This is a genomic window from Chitinophaga barathri, assembly GCF_003807585.1.
In the GTDB taxonomy this organism is placed as follows: Bacteria; Bacteroidota; Bacteroidia; order Chitinophagales; family Chitinophagaceae; genus Chitinophaga; species Chitinophaga barathri.
In genome coordinates, this window is sequence record NZ_RMBX01000005.1 from 20,061 (window position 1) to 46,260 (window position 26,200).

The window sequence follows — 26,200 nt, forward strand, 5'->3', positions numbered from 1 at the left end:
TATATGAATACAATTTATTAGCTTTAAACCGTTAATTTAAAACCATGGAAGTGAATGACGCACTGATCCGCCAGCTGGCCACCCTGTCAAGGCTGGAAATCAATGCCACAGAGCAGGAAGAGATCCGGCATGACCTGCAAAGGATGATCACCTTTGTGGAAAAGCTCGGAGAACTGGATACCACGAATGTGAAACCTATGCTGCATATGACCCGCGATACCAATGTGTTCCGCAAAGACGAGGTGAAACACCCTATCAGCCGGGAAGAAGGGCTACAGAACGCCCCCGCCCATACAGCAGAATACTTCAGCGTCCCTAAAGTAATCAAGAAATAATATGTCCCAGTCTGTTATCCATCTCGAAGACATCCGCAAGAGCTATTTCATCGGCAAAAACGAACTGCCGGTGCTGAAAGGCGTTACGCTCGACATCCTGAAGAACGAGTACGTAGCCCTGATGGGCCCGTCCGGTTCCGGGAAAAGTACCCTCATGAATATCCTCGGGGCGCTCGATACGCCTACCAGCGGCAAATATATCCTGAGCGGCCACGATGTGAGCAGGATGGAAGACAATGAACTGGCCCGCATCCGTAACCAGGAGATCGGCTTCGTGTTCCAGCAGTTCAACCTCATGCCCAGGCTTTCCGCCCTGGAAAATGTGGCTGTACCGTTGATCTACGCCGGTATCGGGAAAAAGGAACGGGAAGAAAAAGCCCGGCACATGCTCGAAAGAGTAGGCCTTGGCGACCGTTACAAACACAAACCCAATGAACTTTCCGGCGGCCAGTGCCAACGTGTGGCCATTGCCCGCGCCCTGGTGAACGATCCCTCCCTCATCCTCGCGGATGAGCCTACCGGTAACCTGGACACCAAAACGTCCGTGGAGATCATGGAGATCTTTGGCCGCATCCATGCATCGGGCAACACCGTTGTACTGGTAACGCACGAAGAAGACATTGCCGACCATGCCCACCGCGTGATCCGCCTCCGCGACGGCGTGATGGAATCGGACAAGCTGAATCCCGTAAAATCCCTGGCCCACTAAGCCCGGTATCATATAATTCCAAAGGGGCAGCTTTGCAAAAGGCTGCCTCTTTTCTTTTGATTAACTTCGTCCAAAACGACCATCATGGCCTTCAAGATATACACCAAAACCGGGGACAAAGGCAAAACCTCCCTCATAGGCGGCACCAAAGTATCCAAAAGCCACCTCAGGATCGAAACATACGGCACCGTAGACGAGCTGAATTCCTGGCTGGGCCTGGTGAACGATTATATGACGGATGAGGGCGTAAAAGCCCTGATCGGCGAGATACAGGACCGCCTGTTCACCGTAGGCGCTTCGCTGGCCACAGACCCGGAAAAGAACGTTAAAATGAGCATCCCTGATCTGCACGCGGAAGATGTGAAGCTGCTGGAAGACAAAATAGACGCCATGAACGAGGTGCTGCCCGAAATGAAACATTTTATCATTCCCGGCGGCCACCCGGCGGTATCGAACTGCCATATCGCCCGCTGCGTGTGCCGCAGGGCGGAAAGGCTGTGTGTGGACATGCAGGAGCAGGACATGCAGGTGGAACCACTGGTGCTGCAATACCTGAACCGCCTCAGCGATTACCTTTTCGTACTGGCACGTTATGCCGGCCACCTGCTGCAGGTGCCTGAAATACCCTGGAAACCACGGGTATAGGTTATTTTACCAGTTTGGTAATGAGCGTCCCGCCCATTTTCTCTCCCTTTTTACCGACACTCTCCGTTTTCACCACGCCAAAACCCGGGGAAAACCACTCCGTGCCGGTAAATTCCACCGGTATGTCCTTTCCCATCATACTCATGATAAAATCCGCCTTAAAAGTGATACGGTAGCAGTCCCAGCTGCCCGCGCTCGTGGTGATCTTTTCTTTTCCCGCCACGGTTCGGCCCGTCACTTTATATTTCATGCTCATTTTCATGCCGTTGGTTTCGGTGTCCATCGTAAAAGAAGCGTCCGGCAGAGTTTGGCCGGTGCTTAACGAGGAAGGATATACGAGAAAAGCGTCTGATCCTTTCATGGTGGCCTGCTGGCCGGCCATGGGGCTGGAAGGCATCATCATCTTGATGTCTACCGAAATGCCGGCGCCGCCGCATTTGAACTTGCCCTTGCCCTGGCCCATTACCTTCCCGTCCTTCATGGTAAGCGTGGAGGTAAAGTCAGACACCATCTCGCCTCCTTCATTCTTCACATCCCCGATCTTTATCAGCTGTTTGCCTACCGGCCCGCCTTTCCCGTCAATAATGGACATTTCCACTTCGGAATGGGACAACATGTAGTAATAATTTTTGCAATCCTGGGCCGCGGCAGCCAGGGTAACGCAGAGGAACGTGGCAGTAATCCAGAAACGTAACATGGTAAACGATTTGAGGGGTTATTGATCAGGCAAATTACTGAATTCGGGCAATACTCCACACATTACACCAAAACAACATTCATAGCCCGTCATGCCATATTTCGTGATTGAATCCGTAGGTTTGCAAAAATTTTTCATCATTCCATGAATCTTATATCTGAATTGCGCTGGCGGGGTATGATACAGGACATCAAGCCGGGTACGGAAGAACAGTTGCAAAAGGAAATGACCACCGCTTATATAGGTTTTGACCCCACGGCAGACTCCCTGCACGTAGGCAACCTGGTGCCGATCATGCTGCTGGTACACCTGCAGAGAGCCGGGCATAAGCCGCTGGCCCTCGTAGGCGGCGCTACCGGTATGGTGGGCGACCCTTCCTTTAAAGCGGAAGAAAGGAAAATGCTGGACGAAGCCACCCTGCTTCACAACCAGCAAAGCATCAAAGCACAGCTGGAACGTTTCCTGGACTTCGACCAGGCAAAACCCAACTATGCCGAAATGGTGAACAATTACGACTGGTTCAAAGGTATCTCCTTCCTCAGTTTTATCCGTGACGTGGGCAAACACATCACCGTGAACTACATGATGGCCAAGGATTCCGTAAAAAAGAGGCTGGAAGGTGACAGCGGGATGTCTTTCACAGAGTTTTCCTACCAGATGATACAAGGCTACGACTTCTATCATCTTTATAATACAATGAACTGCAAGATGCAGATGGGCGGCTCGGACCAGTGGGGCAATATCGTAACCGGCACCGAGCTGGTGCGCCGTATTGGCGGTGGCGAAGCATATGCTTTCACCTGCCCGCTGATCAAGAAAAAAGACGGTACCAAATTCGGGAAATCCGAAAGCGGGAACATCTGGCTGGACCCGGCAAAAACCACGCCCTACCAGTTCTACCAGTTCTGGCTGAACGCCGATGATGAAGACGCGGAAAGTTATATCCGCATTTTCACCTTCATTGACGAGCCGGCGGTGAACAGCCTGATCGCCGAGCACCGTCAGGATCAGAGCAAACGTGTATTGCAGAAACGTCTCGCGCAGGAAGTGACCACTTTCATCCACGGCGAAGCTGAATATGAAGCGGCGCTCAAAACCACCGAAAGCCTGTTCAGCAAAAACGCCGGTGTGGACGTGTTAAAAACCATGTCCGAAGAACAGCTGCTGCAAACGCTGACAGGTGTAGACGTGAAAGAAGTCCCTGCCGCGGCGCTCACTGAACAAAAGGATGTAGTGACGTTCCTTGCAGAAGCAGGCATCTTCCCCAGTAAAGGTGAAGCCCGTAAACTGATCCAGGGAGGCGGTATGAGCATGAACGGCCAGAAGATCACCGCTGTGGATCAGAAGATCACTGAAGAATCGTTGCTTAACGGCAAAAATATCCTCTTCCAGAAAGGGAAGAAAAATTATTACCTCGTAAGGTTCATATAAAAACCTTCACCGGCAACGGCGCAGCGCAGGCAATCAGTCCGCGGCTGCGCCGTTTTTTATTTCAGCTTCCACGGGATAACCCTTCCTCAGCCAGACGGTGAGGCCGGCGGTCATTACAAACACATTCTCAAAACCCATGTTTTTCGCCCTTTTGGCGGCATAAGGCCCGGCGCCGCAGAGTGCATCAAAGCAATAGAAAACCAGGGTATCCTGTTTGTTGTCACTGAGCTCATGCGCGGAATAATCCCCGGGGTCCAGGTGGCGGGCGCCGGGTATATGATGGCGGCGGAAGGAGGCGCAGCTGTTATTGTCTATCGCGATAAAGCCCGGTTGCCCCAGTCTTTTACGTACCTCTTCAGGAGTGATTTCGGCGAGCCCGAAGAGCCTGGTGGTGGTGATCCTCATTTGCATATCCGTTGATTTAATACAAAGTTGAACCGGGCGAATGACAAGGGTATGTCAGGAGGGGGGATAAGTATCTCGATTTAGTTAAATCGCTCTAAAAAGCAATGCCAGGAATGTATGTTCCTGGCATCATTGGAAATTATATAAAAGTAGCTTTATAACACATTAACAACCAGAAGGTTTTTTGAGGAATACAATTTCCTCAAGCATCTTGTTTGCTTTATCAATCTTCTTCTTAAATGCCGCTGATACGCCCTGTTTTTTTGTAAAAGGCCTATCTACTTTCTTTTTGGAAGTTCGATTTTTCTTTATCACTGGCATATAGTCCCAATTTATTACAAAAATACTACTTTTTACGTACGAAAAACCCTTCGTATTCCTCAACTTCAATCGGGTTATATTCAGTCTCTGATAATATATTATTAACTCTTTGAATACCCGTTATCAAATATTTCCTGGAAAATTGCAGGTAATATCGCTTCAAAATTATATTGTACACAACCGTTCTTTGTGGAGTACTTCCGGTAAAATAAAGTGTGCTGCCTGGATTTCCTTCCAGAAAGTCTTCAATTATACTAATTATGGTTGCAAAGACTTTAATTAAGTCCCCATTATTAGTTTCTACCTCATCATCAATGCTACCATCTGGGCACGCATCGCCGAATCCAAAATTATAGTATCCGGATTTTATAAGCGGTGTTATTACAACCTCCTTGACAAAAATTCCTTTAGGGCCATTACTTGCAAACGTATACATAGTAGAGTTTTTAACCTCTACTTTATAAGGCGGCGTATTCAATCTGGTGGTTTTTGATCTTTGCAATTTAATAAATTTGTCAAAGCCAAACGGATCCGGAAAGTAAAAAGGCGTATTGCATTATTTGCAATACGCCTTTTTACTTTCCGGATAAAAAAACTCTTCTATTTCAGATCATACTTGTATTTGTAACGCTCGTACAACTGCTTGTGTTTATCCTCCAGGCTCACTTCGCGGCCCTGGATATAAGCACGGGTGATCACGCTTGATTTCATATCGAGGATGTCGCCGGTGCTCACTACGATGTTCGCATCTTTGCCTACTTCGAGGGAGCCGGTTTTGTCATCGATGCCGAGGATCTTCGCTGCGTTCAGGGTCACGGAGCTGAGTGCTTCTTCCTTCGTCATGCCGTAAGCGCCGGCGGTGCCTGCGTTGAAGGGAAGGTTTCGCTGCTGCCAGAAACCTTCGTTGCTGATACAAAACAGCACACCGGCTTTCTGAAGCTGGGCAGGCGTTTTATAAGGCTGGTCCACATCATCGTCCGCCATAACGGGCAGGCTGTGCGGCTGACTGAGGATCACGGGGATGTTATACTTCTTCAGCACATCGGTGATCATCCATGCATCCGTTCCACCCACTATCACCACATCAATGTCCAGCTCTTTTGCGAAATCGGCGGCTACGATCAGTTCCTTCACGAGGTCCGCATGAATGAAAAGTTTCTGGGACTTGTCGAACAGACCTTTTACGGCTGCATATTTCAGGTTCACTTCCGCATGTTGTGCAGCAGTGTTATATGCCTGTGCGGCGCGGAGGAAGGATTTAACGCTGGCCACTTTCTCCATGGCTTCTTTCACCGCATCGGTGGCGGGGCCAGCGGCCGCTCCGCCAAAAGGATTGGCGCGGGGCATCAGGCGGGGCATAAAGAAATGAATGCCGTTGTCTGTTTTATAGGCGGCATCTTCCCAGTTCCATGCGTCCAGCTGTACTACGGAAGAGCTGCCGGTCACCAGGCCGCCCTGCGGCACTACGTGCGCCAGCAATATCCCGTTGGTACGGAGGGTGGCTATCACTTTGGAATCAGTATTGTAAGACACGATGGAACGCACGGAAGGATTGATCTCCCCTACTTCCTCGTAATCGTTCGTAGCGCGTACGCTTTCTACTTCCGTGAGGCCCAGGTTGCTTTCCGGGGCTATCAGGCCGGGATAGACGTGCTGGCCGTTCACGTCGAATACTTTTACATCATCCGCGGGGATGGCTACGTTCGCCCCTACCGCCATGATCTTGCCGTTGTTGAAGCCGATGGTGCCGTTTTGGATCACCTGCCCGTTACCCACGTGAATGGTGGCGTTCTTCAGGAACACCAGCCCCTGCTGCGGCTTGGCGGGGTACACCGTTTCCTGCGCACGGAGGGCGGTGCTGCAAAGGGAAAGGCCCAGTATATAAATGAATGTCTTTTGCATGTTGTTTCGATTTTCGGATGATTACTGTTGATAAACATCGTCCATGATATGATGCTGATGGCCTGCCTGCAGGTCTTCGCAATGGTAGATCTCTTCGCGGCTGGGTACGGGCCTGCCCATGGGCGCGCCTTTCTTTTTCTCCCCGAGCATTTTACCGATCAGGCGGTTACGCTCTTCGGAAATGCGTTTGCGCAATTGCAGGTCCTGGTCACGGTCGAAGTAAATGGTACCGTCCACCATCGTTTTTTCCGCTTTGGCGTAGATGCTCAGCGGGTGATCGCTCCACAGTACGAGGTCCGCGTCTTTGCCTGTTTTGATACTGCCGATGCGGTCGCTTACGTGCAGCAGCGTGGCGGGATTGAGGGTTACCATTTTCAGGGCGTCCTCTTCCTGCATACCGCCGTACTTCACGCTTTTGGCAGCTTCCTGGTTCAGGCGGCGGGCCATTTCGGCGTCATCGGAGTTGATAGCAACGGTAAGACCCACACGTTGCATGATCGTAGCGTTCTGCGGGATCGCGTCCACAACTTCCATTTTGTACGCCCACCAATCTGCGAAGGTGGATGCACCAGCGCCGTGGGCTTTCATTTTGTCGGCCACTTTATACCCTTCCAGGATATGAGTGAAAGTACTTACCTGGAAACCGTATTTGTCACCGGCTTTCAGCAGCATGTTGATTTCGCTCTGTACGTAGGAGTGACAGGTGATGAAACGTTTTTTGTTGAGTATCTCCACCAATGCGTCCAGCTCAAGATCGCGGCGTTTGTTGGGGCCTGCTTTTTCGTAATCTTTGGCACGGGTAAAGGCGTCTGCCAGCACCTGCTCAACGCCCATACGCGTCTGCGGGAAACGAACACGCTGGCGGTCGCCCCAGTTGGACTGTTTTACGTTTTCACCCAGTGCGAACTTGATGAAGCCGTCCCAGTTTTTGAATTTTAGGTCTTCCGCATTGGCGCCCCAGCGCAGTTTGATCAGCTGGCTTTGCCCGCCGATAGTGTTGGCGGAGCCGTGCAGCAGGTGCGAGGAAGTAACGCCGCCGCTCAGCTGGCGGTAGATGTTTACATCATCGGGGTTCACTACATCCGCGATACGGACTTCGGAAGTAACGGACTGTGTGCCTTCGTTCACACCGCGGCTGATGGCGATATGCGAGTGTTCGTCCAGGATGCCGGGCGTAAGGTGTTTGCCGGTACCGTCTATTACTTTGGCGTTACCCGCGGCGAGGTTTTTACCTACCTGCGCGATCTTACCGTTTCGTACCAGTACGTCCGCGCCTTCCAGTTTGCCTTCCTTTTCGTTGGTCCAAACGGTGGCATTGCGGATCAATACGTCCTGCTGCGTTGGCAGGGTTTCATAACCATAACCGGAGAAGGGGAAATAGATCTTCCCGTATTGCGGGGTTTCCTTTTTCTTCGCTGAATCTGCCTTAGCCACAAAAGGTTTGGACAGCACAGCTTCCCAGGTCAGCGGTTGGCCTTTTTCATCTGTACCGGAGCCGCTCCATTTGCTGACACCAGCCTGCTGGCTGATGACGCCGCTGAGGCGGATCTGTTGTGAATTATCTTTTTTGGTATTGATCACGATCTTCACCAGCTGGCCTTCCACATCGATCTTTCCGGGAATGGTGTCTTTGTTCACAAGGCTCAGCGAAGCGGGTGTGCCTTTGATCTCCACCGGCACGCTGCCTGCATTGGAAAGCGTGATGGTGTAGGAACCCCGGAGGTCCTGCCATCCTTCGTTTTTCAGCACATATCGGTTACCCTGCACCCAGTTCTGGAAAAACACGGTATTTTCCTGGAACACAGGACCGGATGTGATGATAAAGTTGGCGAGCTTGCCGGCATCCAGGCTGCCGATGCGGTCGTAGGCCTTCAGCAGCGTGGCAGGCGTTTTAGTGAGCGCATCCAGTGCTTTTTCCTCGGAAAGACCGTATTCTATGGCTTTACGCAGGTTTGCGAGGAAAGACTTGGTGTCTTTCAGTTCCGCGGTGGTAAGGCAGAAAGGAATATTCGCTTTTTCAAAAGAACCGGCCTCCGTGGGCGTCAGTTCCCAGTGTTTCATATCCGCCAGGGCTACAAAACGGGCGTCGTTGGGATCTTCCACATCCATTGCCTGCGGATAGTTCAGCGGCAGGATAAAAGTCGCTTTGGTAGCGGCCATTTCAGGAATACGCTGGTATTCGTTGCCGCCTGCCTTGATCACGTATTGCACACCGAACTCGTCACCGATCTTGTCCGCGCGCAGCACGTTCCATTTGTCGCCCGCGTCAAACACCTGCAGGAGGCCCTGGTTGTCGTTCCAGGATTGCAGGCTGAGGTTCACGCCCTCTTTGGCGGGATTGCCTTTGTACCACTGGGCATCCAGGTATTGCTGGCGCAGCAGGGCGATGGAGCCCATGAGAGAAGAAGGATAATCTTGTGTGGAAGAGCCTTTTTCAAAAGAATAATGAGCGGAAACCTTTTCACGGAGAATGGTCATATTCTCACGTTCCGAAGCAAGGCTCACCAGTACCCCCGTACCACGGGCGATGCCGTCCTGCTGGTGGCTCAGCACCACGCCAAAACCTTGCTCACGGAGGGATTTTGCTTTGGATTCATCCGCGGAGAATACCTGTACGGCATTTACTTCGCTTTTGATAGCCTGGTTCCAGCCGTAGGGGCCTTTGGTGTTGGAAAGCATCTGGGGCGCCGCTCCGCCGCCACGACCGCCGAATGTGCGGGGCTGTGCGGCCGGCATGCCGTAGTCGCTGTAAATATCTACGAAAGAGGGATAAATAAATTTCCCTTTACAATCGATCACCACTGCATCTTTGGGGATGGCGGCGCCGGCGCCCACTGCGGTGATCTTTCCGTCGCGGATCACGAGGGTGGCGTCTTTTAATGTGTTTTGTGCGTCTCTTACAATGGTGGCATGGGTGAATGCATAGCAGGATTCACGCGGTTCGGCAACGCCGTTCACCGGCCAGGTTTGCTGAGCGTTAGCTGCAAAGCCTGCCAGGAGGCATCCTACAACGCCGAATACGGAACGGTACCGTAAACGCGTTATCAGGAAGCGGCGGTGCTTCTTCCCTTGTGCCGGTGTGATACCGGCAGTTAGCGGATTTGATTTCATTTCGGTTTGCTTTTAGAATTAGATGAAGGCTGATAATTATTCCGCCGGGGCACAGGTTTAGATCTTGGTATTTCCGGCATACGGTCACAATACAGCTACAAGTGCTAAATTTAACAAATGATTGACCGCATATCGTACTATTTTAGTATAAATTTTACGAGCGGTATAATACTTGCAGGAAAATGCGTGAATTCACAGCTATGAAAAATAAGACATGGAGCCTCCTTATGCTATTCCTCCTCGCCATGGGCGCAGCATACGCACAGGACACCACGAAAATCAAAAAAGACCGCTGGGACGCGGCCGACAAGGCGGACAAACTGAGCGACAAGCTGTATAAAGAGCTGGACCTGACCAAAGAGCAGCACCAGCAGATCTACGGCATCAATGAAGACATTACCAAACGTCGTGACGCCGCCCGCCAGAACACTTCCCTAACCTCCCGCCAGCGGATGCAGGTATACCAGCAGCTGGACGCGGAACGCAATAACCGTTTTAAATCAGTGCTTTCCTCCTCTCAGTACAAAAAGTGGAACGATTGGGAAATGAAGAAAAAGGCGCAGGTGGAGGCTAAAATGGACCGCAAGCAGGACAAAAGGCAGGCCCGTAAAGGAGATCATTGATGGAAGGCGTTCTGCAACAGGCCGTTGCCATCTTTGAACATGCTGTAGCTGCCGTGCAGCCGCAGCAGTTTATGCAGAAAGCCTTGCAGGGGATCACCGCGCCCGGAAAACATCGCGGGCCGCAGTTTTTACAGCAGGTTACAGGCGCCTCCGAATCAGAGCATCCTCTCCGTATCTTCCTGCTGGGAGCTGGCAAAGCCGCAGCTTCCATGGCTTTTGAAGCGGAAAAGATACTGGGCGGGAGGATCACGCAGGGACTGGTAGTCACCAATCACCTCCCCGCCTACACGCTGCAAAAAACCACCGTCATCACCGCCGCACACCCCGTACCGGACCTCAACAGCGTGATCGCGGGCACCGCCATGCTGAATATGGCATCCGCCTTTCAGCCCGGTGACCTGGTGATATTCCTGCTTTCGGGCGGTGCGTCCTCGCTGCTGGCCGATGTCCCGGAAGGCGCTACCATGGAGGAATTACAGGAACTTTTTAATGCTTTGTTAAAGAGCGGCGCGGACATCCGCGAAACGAACACCGTGCGGAAACATCTTTCCGCCATCAAAGGCGGCCAGCTGGCGCGTGCGCTGCTGCCGGCCAATGTGTTCACGATCATCCTTTCGGATGTTCCGGGAGACGATCCGGCCGTGATCGGCTCCGGCCCTACCGTCCCCGACCCGTCCACTTTCGCCGAAGCATGGGCCGTACTGGAAAAATATCATCTCACAGAAGGCCTTCCTGAAGGCATCCTGCAACATATTAAGGACGGAATGGCCGGCATCATACCTGAAACGGCCAAACCCGGCGAACTTTCTCATTCCGGCTACCTCATTGCCGCCAGCAACCGCATTGCGATCGAAGCGGCGGCGGAAAAAGCGGAAACGATGGGCTACCATACCCGTATCCTCACCAGCGCGGCCGCAGGGGAGGCCAGGGAACTGGCCCAGACCCTCGCGGAACTGGCGCTGAATTACGAAGGGCCTTATCCCGCTTGTATTCTGGCGGGAGGAGAGACGACCGTAAAAGTGACAGGCGCGGGCCTGGGCGGCCGGAACCAGGAGCTGGCGCTGGCCACGGGTTTGTTATTACAGCATGCCCCGCATATTAGCTTCCTTTCCGCCGGTACAGACGGGATAGATGGGCCTACGGACGCAGCAGGCGCGGTGATCAACGCATCCGTGCTGGCCACAGCCCCCGATCCCCGGCCTTTCCTGGAGCAGAACGACAGCTGGCATTTTTTTGAGAAGACCGGCACCCACGTCAGAACCGGGCATACCGGCACGAATGTGATGGATGTGATGGTGCTATTGCTGCAAAAACCCTGATTTTCTTACCGATAATTTGCATATCTCCTTTTTGATTCTATTTTTGGGAAATTAAAAAAACAATCAGCGTATGTTGAGAATGGAACAGACCTGGCGGTGGTTCGGGCCCAAAGACCCGGTAAGCCTATCAGACATCCGGCAGGCCGGCGCCACAGGGATAGTTACTGCATTGCATCACGTTCCGAACGGCGTTGTATGGAGCAAAGAAGAAATACTCCAGCGCAAACAGGAAATAGAAGCCGCAGGCCTCAAATGGTCAGTGGTGGAAAGCGTGCCCGTGCATGAGGATATCAAAACACAAACCGGCCGGTTCAAAGAATATATTAAGAACTACCAGCAAAGCCTCCGCAACCTCGCGGCCTGCGGCGTTTATACCGTAACGTATAACTTCATGCCCGTGCTGGACTGGACGCGTACAGACCTCGCCTACACCGTTGAAGACGGCTCCAAAGCCCTTCGTTTCGATAAAGCGCAGTTCATGGCCTTCGACCTGTTCATGCTGCAACGCCCGGGGGCTGAGAACGATTATCCGCAGGAGGAGATCTCCCGCGCGAAAGAACAGTTCGACAGCATGACGGACGATGAAAAAAATCTGCTGCAACGCAACATCATCGCGGGTCTTCCCGGCTCCGAGGAAAGTTTTACGCTGGAACAATTCCAGGGTGCCCTTGACAAATACAAGGACGTGGATGCCATCAAACTGAAGCTGCACCTCTTTTATTTCCTCCAGCAGATCGTGCCGGTGGCGGAAGAAGTGGGCATTAAGCTCGCTATCCACCCGGACGATCCTCCCTTCCCGATCCTGGGCCTGCCCCGCGTGGTAAGCACCGAACAGGATGCAAAAGAACTGCTGGCCACCGCGCCTTCACCCGCAAACGGCCTTTGTTTCTGCACCGGCTCTTACGGTGTGCGGGAAGACAACGATCTGCCCGGCATGGTGGACCGTCTTGGCGAACACATCCACTTCATCCACCTGCGCGCCACCAAACGCGATGCGCTTGGCAACTTCTACGAAGCCAATCACCTTGAAGGCGATGTGGACATGTACAGTGTGGTAAAAAACATACTGGCGGTAATGAAAAGAAGGAACGGATCCATCCCGATGCGCCCCGATCACGGCCACCAGATGCTGGACGACCTGAATAAAAAGACCAATCCCGGTTACAGCGCCATCGGCAGGCTGAGAGGCCTTGCGGAACTGAGAGGCCTTGAAATGGGGATTGCAGGAAAATCATAATGTGCTTTCACATAAAAAAAGTAAGCCCGATCCACGAAGGACCGGGCTTTTTTTAAACACACACTACGAAAACAAAACTACGGACATTCCATCCGTAATTCTCTTTATAACTATTTCCAGAATTCATTTCCATTCAGTTGTAACAATGCCAGGCTGCTCACGGAGAGCTGGTATTGATATTGTATTTTGGATATCTCCGCTTCCAGTAAAGAGGTCTGTGCATTTTGCAGATCAAGGTAAGTGATCACCCCGTTTTTGTAACGGCTCTGCGCCAGCATCAAAGCCCTGTTGGCCTGTTGCAGCAGCGTTTCCGCCGTTTGCAGCCTTTCGCGGCTGGCGGCTATATCCGACTGTTGCTGGGCGGCTTCTTTTTTGATATTGTCTTTTATGCCCTGTGTGTTCCATTTGGCCACTTCCACTTCGGTTGCGGCAATGTGTTCCTGCGTACGCAGTTTTTTCCCGTGAAATATAGGAACGGAGAGGCTTACGCCCGCGTTGTAGTTGAACTTCGGCGTAGTCACATCAGGCAGGAAACCGTTTTTGTAACCCGTTCCCGCTTCGGCGAACAAAGAAGGTTTGTATTGGCTTTTCGCCAGTTCCACGCCAACTTCAGCTACTCTTTCTTTTTCCACAGCGGTTTTAACAGCGGAGTTTCCTTCAAATGAAACATCCTGGAGGGAAGGTACGGGCCAGCTGAAATTGCTGCGGATAGTATCCTTCAAAGGCTCGCCGGTGAGGTATTCCAGGTTGGCCAGCTGTTTTTGCAGCGAGTTCTGGAAATCCACTTTGCGGTTGCGGTAGGTTTCGAGTTTTACGCGGGTGTTCAGCAAGTCCAGATCTATCGCGTCACCGTGTTTGAGTTTGTTCTCCACCATCTTTTCCGTTTCTTCCAGCAGTTTAATGTTCGCGTCCTGCACGTTGATATTGTCCTGGAGGAAAGCAATGGCGAGGTAAACGTCCGCTACCTGGTACGCGAGTTTTTCGCGCGCTTCCGCGGTTTGTGTGCCCAGCAGGCTGGCCTGTGCCCGGCTTTGTTTGATCTGGCTGCCTGACTTACCAAAGTCCAGCAGCAGCTGGCGCGCTTCCACGCCTGCGTTCACGTTTTCGGCCGGCACCGGCTGGAAAGCGAAATCGCTGCCTGGCAATGCTATTTTCGGAACGGGATACAAGTGCGTGTAACTGGCTACGCCATTCACTTCAGGCAGGCGATTGGCTTTGGCCATCACGGTCCTGTCCGCGGCGATCCTTTGCTGCGTTTCCATCGCTTTTATCTCCGAAAAGTGATCGAACGAATGTTTGACCATGCTTCTGAGGTCTTCCGGCGCCTGTTGCGCGGAAGCCTTTACAGTGGAGATGGTCAGTATAATGAGAAATATCTTTTTCATCGTTGTTATCATTTTAATATTAGTGCGCATGTTCCGCCGCTTCTTTCATGGCTGCCGCGCTTACGTTTCGTGTTTTTACAAAGAACATCAGTGGCAGCACGCATATGAAAAAGATGCCCACAATGCGGAAAGCATCCAGGTAGGTGAGTACATATGCCTGTTTGGTCACGATTCCATCTAAAATATTAAGCCCCACCTGGTGTGCGTCAAAGGCATTCACACCTTTGGCGGCCATGGCGTTTGCGGTTTGATTCACCCGTTCTATGGCCTGCGGGCTGTCTTGCGTTACATAGTTGAGCAACTGGGTGCGGTGCACCGAATATTGCCTGGCCACATACGTGTTCATAAACGCGATACCGAAGGAGCCGCCCAGCTGGCGAAGCATGTTGTTGATCGCAATACCCTGCGGCATCTCCATCGGCGTAAGGCCAGATACCGCCTGGTTTGTAAGCGGTACGCTCAGCATGGCCGCGCCAAAACCGCGAAGCAATAAGGGTAAAAAGAAAAACATCACACCGGCTTCGGCACTGGCGGTAGACATCCAGAAACAGAACACCGCGAAACTGAAGAATCCGAAGGTGATCAGGAATTTCGGCGGTACACCGCGCTGGATCATTTTACCGACCATGGGCATCATTATTGCCGCAACGATAGCCCCCGGGAAAAGCGATTCTCCCGTGAGCGTGGGCGTAAAACCCATCACACGCTGCATCCACACGGGATACACGAACATGGAACAATACATCCCGACACCCATGATAAACGTGAGCAATGTGGTGATGGCCAGCGTCCGGTTCTTCAGCACATGCAGGTTCACCGCCGGCGAATCCGTCCGCAGTTCCCACCAGATGAATAATACAAACGCAACCACCGCCGCAATGGTGAGTATCACAATATGTTGGGCTGCAAACCAGTCTTCAGACTGGCCTTTTTCCAGGATATATTGCAGGCTCCCCACCCAGACTATCAGCATCAGGATGCCGAAGTAGTCGATCTTGATGGCTTTCCGGTTGATGTTGTATTCATTCGGCTGCTTATCTATGTAATTAAATACGAGGAAAGCCGCGATGATACCTACCGGTACGTTGATGTCGAATATCAGGCTCCAGTGGAAATTGTCCACTATCATACCGCCCAGCGTAGGCCCGATGGTGGGGCCGATGATCACACCCATACCAAAAATGGCGGCTGCGATAGGCCTTTCGGAGATCTCGAACGTATCGAAGAGAATGGACTGCGAGGTGGACAATAACGCACCGCCGCCCACGCCCTGCAGGAACCTCCAGGCTACCAGCTCCCAGAGCCCGCCGGAGTTTCCGCACATGTAAGATGAAAATGTAAATATGATGATGGATGCCAGGTAGTAATTTTTCCTGCCAAAATAAGAGGCAAGGAACCCTGTCATGGGGATCACGATCACGTTTGCGATCGCATATGCCGTAATGACCCAGGAAGCATCCTCGATAGTGGCCCCGAGGTTACCGCTGATCTGGGAGAGCGCCACGTTTACGATCGTGGTGTCTATCAGTTCCAGCATGGTAGCCGAAATCACCGTGGCCACAATGATCCACTTGGCAAATCCTTTCGGTTTGAGTGACATACACTAGTATTTTAAGGCCACTTCTACGCTCAGGCCAGCACGCAGCTTGTCGAGATATTGGTCTGCATTATCAATGATGATCTTAACCGGCACACGCTGCACGATCTTAACGAAGTTGCCCGTAGCGTTGTCCGGAGGCAGCAGGGAAAATTTGGCGCCTGTTGCGCGGGAGATGGCAGATACATGACCTGTCAGTTTCAGGTCTCCGTAGCCATCCACTTCAATTTCCGCTTCCTGGCCAACCTGGATGTGAGCCAGCTGTGTTTCTTTGAAATTCGCGACGATGTAAAAACCGTTTTCGTCCACGATAGTGAAGAGGCTTTGACCGGCCTGTATAAACTGGCCCGGCTCTATGTTCTTTTTACCGATACGGCCGTTGATGTTCGCGGTGATATTGGTATAGCCAAGTTTGAGCTTCATCTGGTCCACGGCTGCCTTGCGGCTGGCTACCAGCGCTTCCGCCTGCGATATTTTTGCAGCGGCTACCTGTACGGAGGAACGGGCCAGGGTGATATTGTCCTGCGCCGCCTGGTACTGCCTGTCGTTAGTAAGACTGGCTGCTTTGGTATCGTCCAGCTGGCGGTTGGTAATAGCCTGATCATCAAAAAGGCTCTGGTCGCGATGGAGATCGGCCGCCGCTTTGTCTTTCCGTACCAGTGCCACCTGCGCGTTCGCGTCGGCTACCCTGATGGATGCGGAAGCGTTGATCTGGTTGGCTTTCGCGGTTTCCAGGTCGGCCACAGCCTGTTGGTAATCCGCTTCAGCCTGCTGCAAGGCGATGCGGTATTCCACATCATCTATCATCAGCAGGGAATCACCCCTTTTTACGTTACCATAATCCTGAACATTGAGGCTTTTTACATAACCGGCTACCCTGGCTATAACGGGAGCGGAATGGCCTTCTACCTGTGCGTTGTCTGTCGTTTCGTGGTGGCGGGCGTAAAGCCATTGTTTAGCCCCGAAAATGCCCCCGGCTATGAGGATGCCGATGAAGATGAGGCGCACGACTAATTTACCCTTCCGAGGGTTCGCATTTGCTGTTTCCATTGTAATGTGTGTTTTGTAGTATTGTATTACGCACGCAAAGGTAAACCAAGTTTACTAAATAGACAAACAGGTTGACTATTAAATAAATATTATTAACTTTATGTGACAAAAGGGGTATTTTAGGAAACACTGTACCCAAAACAGCGTACACAATATGACTACAACTGATTTAGACAAGCAACTGGAGGAGATCGTAGCCCGCAGGCCACGGCTGCTGGTGAAGCTGCTCAGCATCGTCAAAAAGGATTTTGACGCCCGCCTGACCGAATACTTACAACAAACTGGTTATAAAGATTTTAAGATAGGAGACATGGTCCTGCTGGTGAATATTTCACCTGAAGGCACTATCAATAATGAACTGGCAAAAAAGGCCCGTATCACGAAGCAGGCCATGAGCAAGGTGGTAAAAAACCTGGAGGCCATGGGGTTCATTTATACCCGCAAGCACGAAACAGACAACCGCGCCACGGTCATTTTCCTCAGTGATAAGGGGAAACAGCTGGTGATCGATACATCCGGCGCGGTGCAGGAGATCCAGGCGTTTTATACCGGCATTATCGGGGAGAAAGACGCCGAACAGCTGCGGGATATCCTATTCCGCCTAGTGGAAGGTATTTTCCCCGCCGGGGTTGGGGCTGAGAAAAAATCAGCGCCTGCTTCGCCGGAAACCAACAACGACAACCAGTAAAACTCCTGCGCCCAGGATCCAATACCACATTTTATTCCCTACAGGTTTTTCCGGCACTACGGTTTGCGGGTGGCCGATGTATGTCATAGCCGCCCAATAATAAGGCAGTTTCAGCTGCTGGCTTGCCTTCCCGTTCCGTAACCATTGCTGTTTGGCGGAATGAAGCGCCATGGCAGGGTCTGCGGCGTTGCGCAGCTCTTTGTAAAAATCGCCGGTGAGGTTCGCGGCAGTAGCGTCGTGCAGGTTCCAGAGGCCGGCTACAATACCCGTGGCGCCCGAAGTTGTGAATTCACGGGCAAGACTGATGATACCCTCCCCTTCCGCCATCATGCCCTGGCCCGTTCTGCATGCGCTCAATACGATCAGCCCCGGGCGGAACTTCCTTGTATATAATTCAAACAGGTAAAATGGCCCGTCCGCCAGCTGTATAGCGGGCAGTTGCTGATCCCCTTCCAGGGATGCATGTGTGCTGAGGTGCAGAATCCCGCCATGCCCCAGCTGCTCCCGGAAGGCGGCGAGCGTGGCTTTGTTGTCTTTAAAATAAAGACCGGCAGCGGCTTCTTTTATCGCTTTGTATTCTTCCTCCACGGCGGGCAGACCTACAGCGGAAATAAAAAAGCCGGTAAGTTTTGCATCGTTTTCACCTGCCGCGGGTGATTGCTGCCGGTAGGTTTGAAGGGAATAAGCGAGGCTGGTGACGGTTTGGTTCAGCAGGAAAGGCCATTGTGCTGTATTTCGTTTATACGTGCTGTCCGTGATCAAAGCATCGAAGGGGAGATAACCGAACCAGCCGTCAGGGATCAGGAGATAACGCGGGGCCACGGGACCGTTCCAGAGCCATTGGTATACCTGGTAGGCATCGCGGTAATAAGCTGCCGGCGAGTTCTGCATGGCGGCGGGGCCATTGTGGAAATACGTGGTGACGAAGTGTTGCAGGAAAGATTGTTTTCCTTCCCCATCGTCCAGCCGGCGGACGGACTGAATACCCGCGCTCGTGATATCCACTACATACAGGTGGTCTTCACCGGAGAAAAGGCTTTTTACAGTAAGACCCGCGGGGATATCTTTTTCTGAATGAAGGGAATTTTCGCGCACAGGTTCAAAATAATCCGGGTATTTTTTCCTGATCCGGACCTGGAGTTGTGAAAGGTTATAGGCCAGCTCATCGCGGGCCGCGTTTTTTTTACCTGAAACGGCGGTTTCCCGGTCGTAGTAGGCGAGTGCCTGTTGCATGCGCTGCTGTTCATCCAGGAGCGGATCTTTCATGCCCAGGCGGCTCTGCTGCCTATTAAACACCTGTTCCTGCAAAAGCACCTGCGCTTTGCTTTTTTCCATGATATGCAGCATGGCCCATGCGTATTTTTCCTGCTTGCCCTGCTCCCACAAAAGATATGCGGCGTTCATCGCTTTCTCAGCCAGCGCGTGGCTTTGCCGCTGGTGCAGCAGCCGCGTGGCCCGGCTGAAAAACTCCCTTCGCAACGTGGCTTCAATATCAAAAATAAGCTGGTAACCTTCCAGCGCTTCTTTCAGGCGGCCTGCCCGTACCAGTGCGTCCGCGCGGCCTTCTATGGCATCGGCAATGGTAAAGTCGCCGTACAGTTTTTCTTTCGCCGGCCACCCGGATGTATGAGCGGGAAGCATGTATCGCAGCGCCCGGTCGAAAGGCTGAAGCAGCGAATTGTATCGGGGTTGTGCGTATTCCTTCTGCAATGCAGCTCTCCCTTGTTTTACCAGTACTCTCGCCTTTTCGCGGTTGCGCGCGTCGGGATAAAATTTATTGAGCACGGCAAGCGATCTTTCATCCCACTTCTCCGCTTCCCCGTATTGTTTTTTTAACATCGCCACATCTCCATTCGCCTGCAACACGGAAGCCAGCCAGTAACCTGCGTTTTCCGTTTTCAGTATCTGCGGCTGCTGTAATATGCGTATGCCCAGCGCAGCGTGTATGGCGGCGCTGTCCGGCATTTTTTTCCTGATATAGATTTCAGCGAGAGAGGAATGCAACAAGCCGGTAACGCTGCTGTTCGCCGGCGCTACCCGCAGCCCGCTCTGCGCATGGGCGCCTGCAAGATCAAAACGTTCCTGCATCAGGCAGGTAACGGCCAGGTTGCTATATACGGCGGCTGTTTGCAGCGGATCCTTTTGTTTCTGAGCGATGTCCAGGCTGCGTTCCTGGATAAAACCGGCGCGTTCGTAATCGCCGAGACGGGTGTAGTTATTGCCCAGCGGCTTCAGGATATATTCCAGTATATCCGGGTCCGTTAGTTTTTGTTCGTTGTAGTAGTTATACGCGGCTTCGTAGGCAGTGATGGAAGGAAGGATATTGCCGGTGAACATCTGGTAATAGCCCTGATAGGTCAACATGTCCAACCAGGCGGAATGTTCAGTCTCGTTTTGCGGTGCACGCCACGCGCGTTTCCCCAGGTTCATCAGCAGGGAGAGCCTTTCGGCGGGTTCTTCCGCGGCATAGTCCATTTGCAGGTAGAGCCATTCGCCCAGGTTATTTTCTTTTTGCAGGGCGGCCGCTTTGCGGGCCAGCTCAGGCGGAAGGCGGAGTGAATCAGCGGGCTGGCTGAAACCTGCCGTAAACCGGAAGCAGCATAGGAAAAGGATGATATAACGCAGGCAAGCCATTCGGTATTAAAGATAACGTACCTGCGTTATATTTAGTCCGGCCGGGAAAAGGTTTCCGGCCGGACTACATGATCAGAAATCAATCTCCTCAGAGCCGCTCCATGTCGTATCCGTCAATACCGGTGTAACGCCGGTAAGAGGATCTGGCAGGTTGACCCTGAATTTTGTAAGTGTATTTCTGTTAAACTCCACGTTCTTTTCACCGATCAATATCTCCCGTCCGTCACCGGGCTCCCAGATGACTTTTACCGGTACCGGCGGAACATACCCACCATGCTTATATAACTGGTGGGTGAAAAAGAAACGGCTTCCCGTAATATTGGCGGGCGTCAGCACTTTGGGATCCATCAATCCGTTAAAAGAAACTTTCAATTGCCCGCTGGTAAATTTCGGTGAAGAAAATTCGAAACCGAAAGACATCCTTTTCAGCCGTAAAACTAACTGGGAACCGGCAGCTGCAATGCTGAAGGTAGTATCTACGCGAAAAGCATCCACCTCGGAATACTCGTATTGTGTATAATTCAGCGTATCCAGCGGTTTTGTGATCCTGAAATTGCTCAATGTGTCGCAGTAATGCAGGTATTCGGTTACCGGCTCCACCCTGTTTGACAGTGTATCGAAAATGGGAAGCCCAAAATATGGCTTACCATCCACCCAGGTATGATACAAACCACCACCTGAACCTTTTTTATATGCATGAACAACGATCCACGCCTGGCCAGTTTCAGGGACCAGGAGTTTGATATTGTTCGGGTTCGTAAATGCGCCACCGTAAGCTGTAGCAGCCTGCTCGCCCCAAAAATGCGCACGCACTACGTAAATTGTGCTGTCCAGCAGCAAACGCCGGTATGCTTCATCGCCCGGTGCTTTCCTGCCTAGCGGGGATTCGGTAACCTCAAGCCCTGTCAGGTTGAGGGTTACTTCTTTCATTTTAACAGGCTGTTTTTCATCCTGCACCTGCTCCGTATTTTTTTTACAGGCAGCTAGTGTTGCCAGCGCAATGGCCGCCAGCATGATCTTTTTTTTCATAATAAAGGTATTCGGTTAAGTATTGATTTTTAAGGCACGGTCTGTTAGAATATGACATGTTTCACACCGGTCACGGTTGTGTCTACCAGTATGGGATTTACATTGGCGGAAGTCCCGTTCTCCAGGCTGAAGGATATTTTCGTGAGCATGTTTCTCCGGAACGTCACATTCTTTTCGCCTACAAGCACTACATTGCCGTTAGGCCGTTGCCACTCCACCCGGACAGGAATAACGGCCGTGTCGCGGCTCAGGAATTCCTGTACGGTGAAAATGAACGGATCATGAGGGATGTCCGTTGGCGTAAGTTCTTTCTGGGTCATTTGCCCGTTGAAACTTACGAACAGGCGGCCGGCAATAAAATTCTGGGGTGCCAGTTCCAGCCCGAAAGCTCTTCTTTTCAGCCTTATGTTTATCTGGGAAGAAACATTGTCTACATGGATCGTGGTATCGGACCAGAAAATATCCAGTTCAGGATTGCGGAATGTCTGGGAGAGAGAGGTATCATCCGGATGTGTAACGGCAAGGTTAGTGAGCGGAAACATCGGATAATGCGTTTCTCCGCCGGTCTTCACTTTTTCCATCCTGTTATGAAGCGTGTCATAAATCGGCGCTTCGTAGTATGGCAGTCCGCCTCTCCAGGTATAATAAAGCCCATTACCGGAGCCTTTACGTATAGCCATCGCGAAAATCCCAATATCCGCCATTTCGGGAACCATAATGCGCAGATTATCCGGATCTGTAAATGCGCCGCCATAGATGCCCAAATACGAATTTATACGGAAGACATAGATAGTGCTATCGCGGAACACACGGCGGCCGGCCATATCTCCCCCGGCCTTTCTGCCCAGTGGCGATTGTGATACGTCAAAGTCTCCCGTAAGCTTAAGGGTCACTTCTTTGAAGTGTACGGGTTCCTTTTGGTCAGCAGGTTGCCCGTTTTTTTTACATGAAATAACAGCGGCCAGAAACGTCGCCGCAAGCATGATCTTCGTTTTCATAGAATAAGGGTTCGGGTTAAATATTTGAGCTAAAATAGTTATTTTATTTAATGTATGTATATGAAAAAACGGCAGCCCTTTTCAGAACTGCCGCCATAGAGATTATAACCAGATCCGGCGTCACAAACCCTGTGGCTCAGAACCGCCAGATACCATAGAAAAACACCCGCTGCTGCGAATCTTTCAGATACTGCAACACGCGGACGCCCAACGATGGCCCGGCTCTGACCATGCCCAGGTTCAGATCGGCAAACAACGCGCCGTCCGCAGCAGTGAAACGCTCTTTCACCGATCCGGCCAATCTGTCAAATTTTTCCAGTGCGCCCGAGGGCGGCTGCGCCATCACCGTCACCACTTTCTTTTCCTGTTTTTTCTCTCCCACCACCACACTCACCATCGCACCCGCACCCACGCCCAGCCAGGATGTGATGTTGTACCGCACATGCAGCGGCACTACATCCATAGTAGTTCTGCTCACGATCTCAAAATTCTCGCGGCCCTGTATGATGTATTTGCCGGTACCAATGGAAGTATCGCGCTGATCGCGGGAGAAGGAAGTAAGTGTTTCATTTTTCTGCTGAAGGCCCAGATATATTTCCGCCTGCAGGTACACGCGGTAAGGTGAATAGGTGGAAACGCTGAATCCGAGGGAACCCGCAGGCAAGCCGAACGGCATTTTATCTTTCCCCGAACCGATGCCGTACCCCATGATCACACCCGGTGAAATACCCGGCATCCAGCGGCCTTTGGAGCGGTTGGTGATCACGGGCTCATTCCTGTCAAATACAATGGAAGCCTGGCTGCTGAAAGGCAGTTTCTTTAGTTCCTTGCTGAACCGGATGCGGTATTTTATAAATCCTTTGGTGGAGTCCTGGTCTTCCACACCCTCCTGTTTTACACCTTTGAGATAAATATTATTGAATACAAAAAAGATACTGTCCTGGCGGACGATCGTATCCAGGCAACTTTGTCTTTCATACGCGGAATCGCACATCACACATTTGGGTGAATAGTCCGTGATCTCCAGCGTCTGCCCGTTCAGCATACCGGGCACGGCCACGCCGACGGCTACTTTACCCGCCGGACCTTTACCGGTGTTCTGAAACTGTACTTTATAACTCAGCTCTTTTGATTTACGTACAAATCGGTAGTTCATCCGCCGGTTCCTGAGCTGCATACGATTGGGGTCGTGCGAGGCTACGATCTGCATTTCCAGGTTATACTGGCTCACCGGCATCAGCGGATCATCCGGCACAAACAGGCTGCTGATGGTCACCACGGCATTGGTGTCTTTGATCATCTCCGGCGTGGTTTCCAGGGAAAGGAACAGGTATTTTTCTTCACCCGCTTTCAGGTTTTCCACCCGCCATACATCCTGCTCACGGAAGAGGCTTTTCTTTTCGGCCAGCATTGCACTGACGGTGGCGGTCCTTTCAGCCACCAGGGCATTCCAGGCCGCGTTTTTTTCTACCAGCAGGGATACTTCGCCATTCACTGCCGGGCCGGCCAGCGGCATATACAGTTCATCCGAAGGGGCAAAAGCCATCACTGAATCCAGTACGGACTTACGTTCGCCATGATAGGCGCGCGCATCCGCCATTACAAAGTTTTTCCGCGCAAACTGTTTTTCATTATAAAACAGCAACAACGAACCGCTTACGTTCCCGCCGCCGCCGGGATGGCGGTAACCCACCACGGTTACCATTTCTTCGCCGGGCTTCGGCATACGGTTCGCCTTCATGGCCAGCATGTCCGACTCCTGGAAAAAGCCGGTGGGATTGCCCAGCGAGGCATACATGGTCTTTTTCACTTTGATCTTGCGTGGTTTGCTTTTGGGCGCTTTGCCATCGTCATAGTTATTCGTGGCGTATAAACGGATCTCGTAATCGCCAGTGTCTTTGAAATGATGAACCGGTTGCGGGGCAAAAGAAAAAGTGCCATCCCCGAACTCCCAGAAATAAGTATAGAACGCTTCCGGCGCCCCGGCTATCTGGCGCAACGGCCGGAGTGTGGCGCTGAGTGCGGCTTTGTTTTCCTCCAGCCCTACTTCTATCACGGCAGGAATGGTGTCAGGTGCGGCTTTCTGCTGTGCGGCCAACGGGAAGGCCATAACGAGGAATATAGCGGCGGCGCTGATATGTTTGTTCATATAGAGGTATTTAGGGTAAGTGCTGCTCCAGGCCTGACAGATCCGAATGTGTTAATATAGCGTTTTTCCGTCAACAACAAAAGGCGCTCCCGTATGGCACGGGAGGCCTTCATAGTGTATCTGGCGTTAACAGGTCAGGAGCTTTCAGAAGAAGATCAACAAAGCCGGTGATTTGTTACCCCGGGATTTTTAATATCTTTAAAACTATATGTCCACCCAAACCCCTCATGCAGACCAGTATTTTATCCACGCCCTGCTGAACAACGAAGCGCAGGTGGTGGGAGAGATCTACCGGCGTTTCGCCCCGCGGGTGAAGCATTATATAATGCAGAACAGCGGCACGGCAGACGATGCGGCGGACATCTTCCAGGAATCCCTCGTGGATATTTACAACCAGGCCCGTTACAAAAATCTTGTGCTCACCTGCCCCTTTGAGCCTTTCCTGCTGATGGTATGTAAGCGCAAATGGCTCAATGAGTTGAAAAAAAGAGGCCGGCAGGGGGTAACAAAAGACCTGGACGATCAATTTAACCTGGGAGAAGACAGCTTCCGGGACGCCGAAAAAACATGGGCGGATAACGAAAAAGCACGCCTCTTTAAAGCCATGCTCGAAAAGATGGGCGAACGCTGCCAGGAAATTATCCGCTGGTCTTTGACGGACAAACCGCAGGAAGAGATCGCTTCCAAACTGGGCGTTACCTACGGTTATCTCCGGAAAAAGAAATCGGAATGTATGGCCGCTTTGATCAGCGAGATTAAAGAAAATCTTTCAAAATGGGGACTGACATGAACGAACTAGATCACGAATTAATAGAGCGGTATCTCTCCGGCGATATGGACCCGGATACCAAAGCCGCCTTCGAAAGCCGCCTGGAAACGGAGCCGGACCTGCTTCACACGCTTCAGACCTGGCGCAATGTGGAGGCCACCCTCCGTCAGACCCTTCAGCCGGACGCTCAACGCGAGGAACTAAAAAAAACACTGCACGAGTTACGTCCCGTCATTACGAAACAGCCCGCCAAAGTGGTACGTTTCAACCGGTCACTGCTGGCTATTGCCTCGCTGGCCGCCGCCGTGGCGCTCATATTGTACCTTAGCCCATGGGAGCAGGACCTTTACCAGCAATATGGCGCCAAAGAAATGATCTCCCCGGCGGAACGCGGCACCGGCACGGATACACTGCTGGCCAATGCCGCCCACCAGTTTAATCATCACCATTACGCCCAGGCTATCACCACGCTGGACAAAGTATTGGCAGACCAGCCCGATAACGCCTATGCCCGTTATTACCGCGGCCTTTCTTACCTGGAAAACAAACAACCTGCCCAAGCCCGACCAGACCTGGAAGCGATCTACAACGGCGAATCGGTTTTTAAATATGAAGGCGCGTTTTTTATGGCGCTCAGTTACCTGAAGGAAAAAAACGAGGATAAATGCCGGGAATGGCTGGAGAAGATACCGGAGGATGCAGACATTTATGCCAAGGCGAGAGAATTGCTGGAAAAGCTGTAGTCAAAAAATAAAATTTGCCGGATAAAACAAACATCGTAATATTGCGATAGATATGGGATTGACAAAATCGGAAATATTCACAGACAAACAGAATAAGATGGCCGCTATGATGAAGGCGCTGGCCCATCCGGCGCGCATTGCCATCATCCAGCACCTGATAAAGGCGGATGCCTGCATCTGCGGCGACCTGGTGGAAGAGTTGGGGCTTGCACAGGCCACTATCAGCCAGCACCTGAAAGAGCTTAAAAACGCCGGTCTTATCCAGGGCACTATTGAAGGCACCAGCGTTTGTTACTGCATAGACCCAAAGGTCTGGAAACAATATAAAGCTGCCTTCGATACGTTTTTTGTCGCGTACGACAACAAGAATCCCTGCTGTTGATTTTTTTGCTCCTATTCATCGCAATATTGCAATATAACAAT

The 26,200-nt window shown here is 51.8% G+C and carries 24 protein-coding genes; 11 read left to right on the forward strand and 13 right to left on the reverse strand.

Features of this window, described 5'->3' with window-relative positions; genetic code table 11:
• Positions 1-44: 44 nt before the first annotated feature.
• The 3 genes from gatC to EG028_RS10140 all read left to right on the forward strand — a co-directional run bounded on the left by gatC (position 45) and on the right by EG028_RS10140 (position 1,689).
• On the forward strand, positions 45-335 hold the full coding sequence (gatC, locus tag EG028_RS10130; protein WP_120516633.1) for an Asp-tRNA(Asn)/Glu-tRNA(Gln) amidotransferase subunit GatC: 291 nt from the start codon (positions 45-47) through the stop codon (positions 333-335).
• 1 nt (position 336) lies between these two features.
• Positions 337-1,044 (forward strand): ABC transporter ATP-binding protein, encoded by a 708-nt coding sequence (locus EG028_RS10135; RefSeq protein WP_120516632.1) that lies wholly within the window; start codon positions 337-339, stop codon positions 1,042-1,044.
• Positions 1,045-1,128: 84 nt separating this feature from the next.
• Positions 1,129-1,689, forward strand: a complete 561-nt coding sequence (locus EG028_RS10140) for a cob(I)yrinic acid a,c-diamide adenosyltransferase (protein WP_120516631.1) — start codon at positions 1,129-1,131, stop codon at positions 1,687-1,689.
• Position 1,690: 1 nt separating this feature from the next.
• Here the strand turns inward: EG028_RS10140 and EG028_RS10145 are convergent, their stop codons facing one another.
• Complete coding sequence (locus EG028_RS10145) at positions 1,691-2,386, reverse strand: TapB family protein (RefSeq protein WP_120516630.1); 696 nt, start codon at positions 2,384-2,386, stop codon at positions 1,691-1,693.
• A gap of 144 nt (positions 2,387-2,530) precedes the next feature.
• Between EG028_RS10145 and tyrS the strand changes: the two genes are divergently transcribed.
• On the forward strand, positions 2,531-3,817 hold the full coding sequence (gene tyrS, locus EG028_RS10150; protein WP_120516629.1) for a tyrosine--tRNA ligase: 1,287 nt from the start codon (positions 2,531-2,533) through the stop codon (positions 3,815-3,817).
• A gap of 33 nt (positions 3,818-3,850) precedes the next feature.
• Here the strand turns inward: tyrS and EG028_RS10155 are convergent, their stop codons facing one another.
• The 5 genes from EG028_RS10155 to EG028_RS10170 form a co-directional block, all read right to left on the reverse strand.
• Positions 3,851-4,228 (reverse strand): rhodanese-like domain-containing protein, encoded by a 378-nt coding sequence (locus tag EG028_RS10155; protein ID WP_120516628.1) that lies wholly within the window; start codon positions 4,226-4,228, stop codon positions 3,851-3,853.
• Between the two features lie 159 nt (positions 4,229-4,387).
• On the reverse strand, positions 4,388-4,543 hold the full coding sequence (locus EG028_RS27675) for a hypothetical protein (protein WP_162946463.1): 156 nt from the start codon (positions 4,541-4,543) through the stop codon (positions 4,388-4,390).
• 25 nt (positions 4,544-4,568) lie between these two features.
• Positions 4,569-5,045, reverse strand: a complete 477-nt coding sequence (locus tag EG028_RS10160; RefSeq protein ID WP_394364018.1) for a DUF6934 family protein — start codon at positions 5,043-5,045, stop codon at positions 4,569-4,571.
• A gap of 98 nt (positions 5,046-5,143) precedes the next feature.
• Positions 5,144-6,445, reverse strand: a complete 1,302-nt coding sequence (locus EG028_RS10165) for an amidohydrolase family protein (protein ID WP_120516626.1) — start codon at positions 6,443-6,445, stop codon at positions 5,144-5,146.
• 21 nt (positions 6,446-6,466) lie between these two features.
• Positions 6,467-9,556: an amidohydrolase family protein gene (locus EG028_RS10170; RefSeq protein ID WP_120516625.1), complete on the reverse strand. Its 3,090-nt coding sequence runs from the start codon at positions 9,554-9,556 to the stop codon at positions 6,467-6,469.
• A 200-nt stretch (positions 9,557-9,756) separates the two neighbouring features.
• Here EG028_RS10170 and EG028_RS10175 point away from each other — a divergent pair, with 200 nt between their 5' ends.
• The 3 genes from EG028_RS10175 (at position 9,757) to uxuA (ending at position 12,735) form a co-directional block, all read left to right on the forward strand.
• Positions 9,757-10,179, forward strand: a complete 423-nt coding sequence (locus EG028_RS10175) for a hypothetical protein (protein WP_123864626.1) — start codon at positions 9,757-9,759, stop codon at positions 10,177-10,179.
• The gene (locus tag EG028_RS10180) at positions 10,179-11,498 is read left to right on the forward strand and encodes a glycerate kinase type-2 family protein (protein ID WP_120516623.1); all 1,320 of its coding nucleotides are present in this window, start codon (positions 10,179-10,181) and stop codon (positions 11,496-11,498) included. The genes EG028_RS10175 and EG028_RS10180 overlap by 1 nt, the downstream gene beginning before the upstream one ends.
• A gap of 70 nt (positions 11,499-11,568) precedes the next feature.
• Positions 11,569-12,735, forward strand: coding sequence for a mannonate dehydratase (gene uxuA / locus EG028_RS10185; protein WP_120516622.1), 1,167 nt, complete (start codon positions 11,569-11,571; stop codon positions 12,733-12,735).
• 110 nt (positions 12,736-12,845) lie between these two features.
• Here the strand turns inward: uxuA and EG028_RS10190 are convergent, their stop codons facing one another.
• From EG028_RS10190 to EG028_RS10200, 3 genes are read right to left on the reverse strand one after another with little or no spacing between them, the layout of a single operon-like run.
• Positions 12,846-14,120, reverse strand: coding sequence for a TolC family protein (locus tag EG028_RS10190; protein WP_162946461.1), 1,275 nt, complete (start codon positions 14,118-14,120; stop codon positions 12,846-12,848).
• A 19-nt stretch (positions 14,121-14,139) separates the two neighbouring features.
• The gene (locus tag EG028_RS10195) at positions 14,140-15,720 is read right to left on the reverse strand and encodes a DHA2 family efflux MFS transporter permease subunit (protein WP_120516620.1); all 1,581 of its coding nucleotides are present in this window, start codon (positions 15,718-15,720) and stop codon (positions 14,140-14,142) included.
• 3 nt (positions 15,721-15,723) lie between these two features.
• On the reverse strand, positions 15,724-16,767 hold the full coding sequence (locus tag EG028_RS10200) for an HlyD family secretion protein (RefSeq protein WP_120516619.1): 1,044 nt from the start codon (positions 16,765-16,767) through the stop codon (positions 15,724-15,726).
• 154 nt (positions 16,768-16,921) lie between these two features.
• Here EG028_RS10200 and EG028_RS10205 point away from each other — a divergent pair, with 154 nt between their 5' ends.
• Positions 16,922-17,455, forward strand: a complete 534-nt coding sequence (locus EG028_RS10205; RefSeq protein WP_120516618.1) for a MarR family winged helix-turn-helix transcriptional regulator — start codon at positions 16,922-16,924, stop codon at positions 17,453-17,455.
• On the opposite strand, the gene EG028_RS10210 is transcribed toward EG028_RS10205, so the two are convergent.
• The 4 genes from EG028_RS10210 to EG028_RS10225 form a co-directional block, all read right to left on the reverse strand.
• Positions 17,414-20,089, reverse strand: coding sequence for a CHAT domain-containing protein (locus EG028_RS10210; protein WP_120516617.1), 2,676 nt, complete (start codon positions 20,087-20,089; stop codon positions 17,414-17,416). The two genes, EG028_RS10205 and EG028_RS10210, sit on opposite strands and share 42 nt — an antisense overlap.
• A gap of 72 nt (positions 20,090-20,161) precedes the next feature.
• Complete coding sequence (locus EG028_RS10215) at positions 20,162-21,118, reverse strand: hypothetical protein (protein WP_120516616.1); 957 nt, start codon at positions 21,116-21,118, stop codon at positions 20,162-20,164.
• 44 nt (positions 21,119-21,162) lie between these two features.
• Positions 21,163-22,116 carry a hypothetical protein gene (locus tag EG028_RS10220; RefSeq protein WP_120516615.1) on the reverse strand — a complete coding sequence of 318 codons (954 nt, stop codon included), beginning with the start codon at positions 22,114-22,116 and terminating at the stop codon, positions 21,163-21,165.
• A 136-nt stretch (positions 22,117-22,252) separates the two neighbouring features.
• The gene (locus tag EG028_RS10225; protein WP_120516614.1) at positions 22,253-24,265 is read right to left on the reverse strand and encodes a DUF7849 domain-containing protein; all 2,013 of its coding nucleotides are present in this window, start codon (positions 24,263-24,265) and stop codon (positions 22,253-22,255) included.
• 208 nt (positions 24,266-24,473) lie between these two features.
• Here EG028_RS10225 and EG028_RS10230 point away from each other — a divergent pair, with 208 nt between their 5' ends.
• Genes EG028_RS10230 through EG028_RS10240 form a run of 3 tightly spaced genes read left to right on the forward strand, consistent with a single transcriptional unit; the run spans position 24,474 to position 26,159 of the window.
• A complete protein-coding gene (locus EG028_RS10230; RefSeq protein ID WP_120516613.1) occupies positions 24,474-25,055 on the forward strand; it encodes an RNA polymerase sigma factor in 582 nt (193 codons plus the stop codon).
• Positions 25,052-25,777 carry a tetratricopeptide repeat protein gene (locus EG028_RS10235; RefSeq protein ID WP_162946459.1) on the forward strand — a complete coding sequence of 242 codons (726 nt, stop codon included), beginning with the start codon at positions 25,052-25,054 and terminating at the stop codon, positions 25,775-25,777. Before EG028_RS10230 ends, EG028_RS10235 begins: the two co-directional genes overlap by 4 nt.
• A gap of 52 nt (positions 25,778-25,829) precedes the next feature.
• Complete coding sequence (locus EG028_RS10240) at positions 25,830-26,159, forward strand: ArsR/SmtB family transcription factor (RefSeq protein ID WP_120516611.1); 330 nt, start codon at positions 25,830-25,832, stop codon at positions 26,157-26,159.
• The last annotated feature ends 41 nt before the right edge of the window (positions 26,160-26,200 follow it).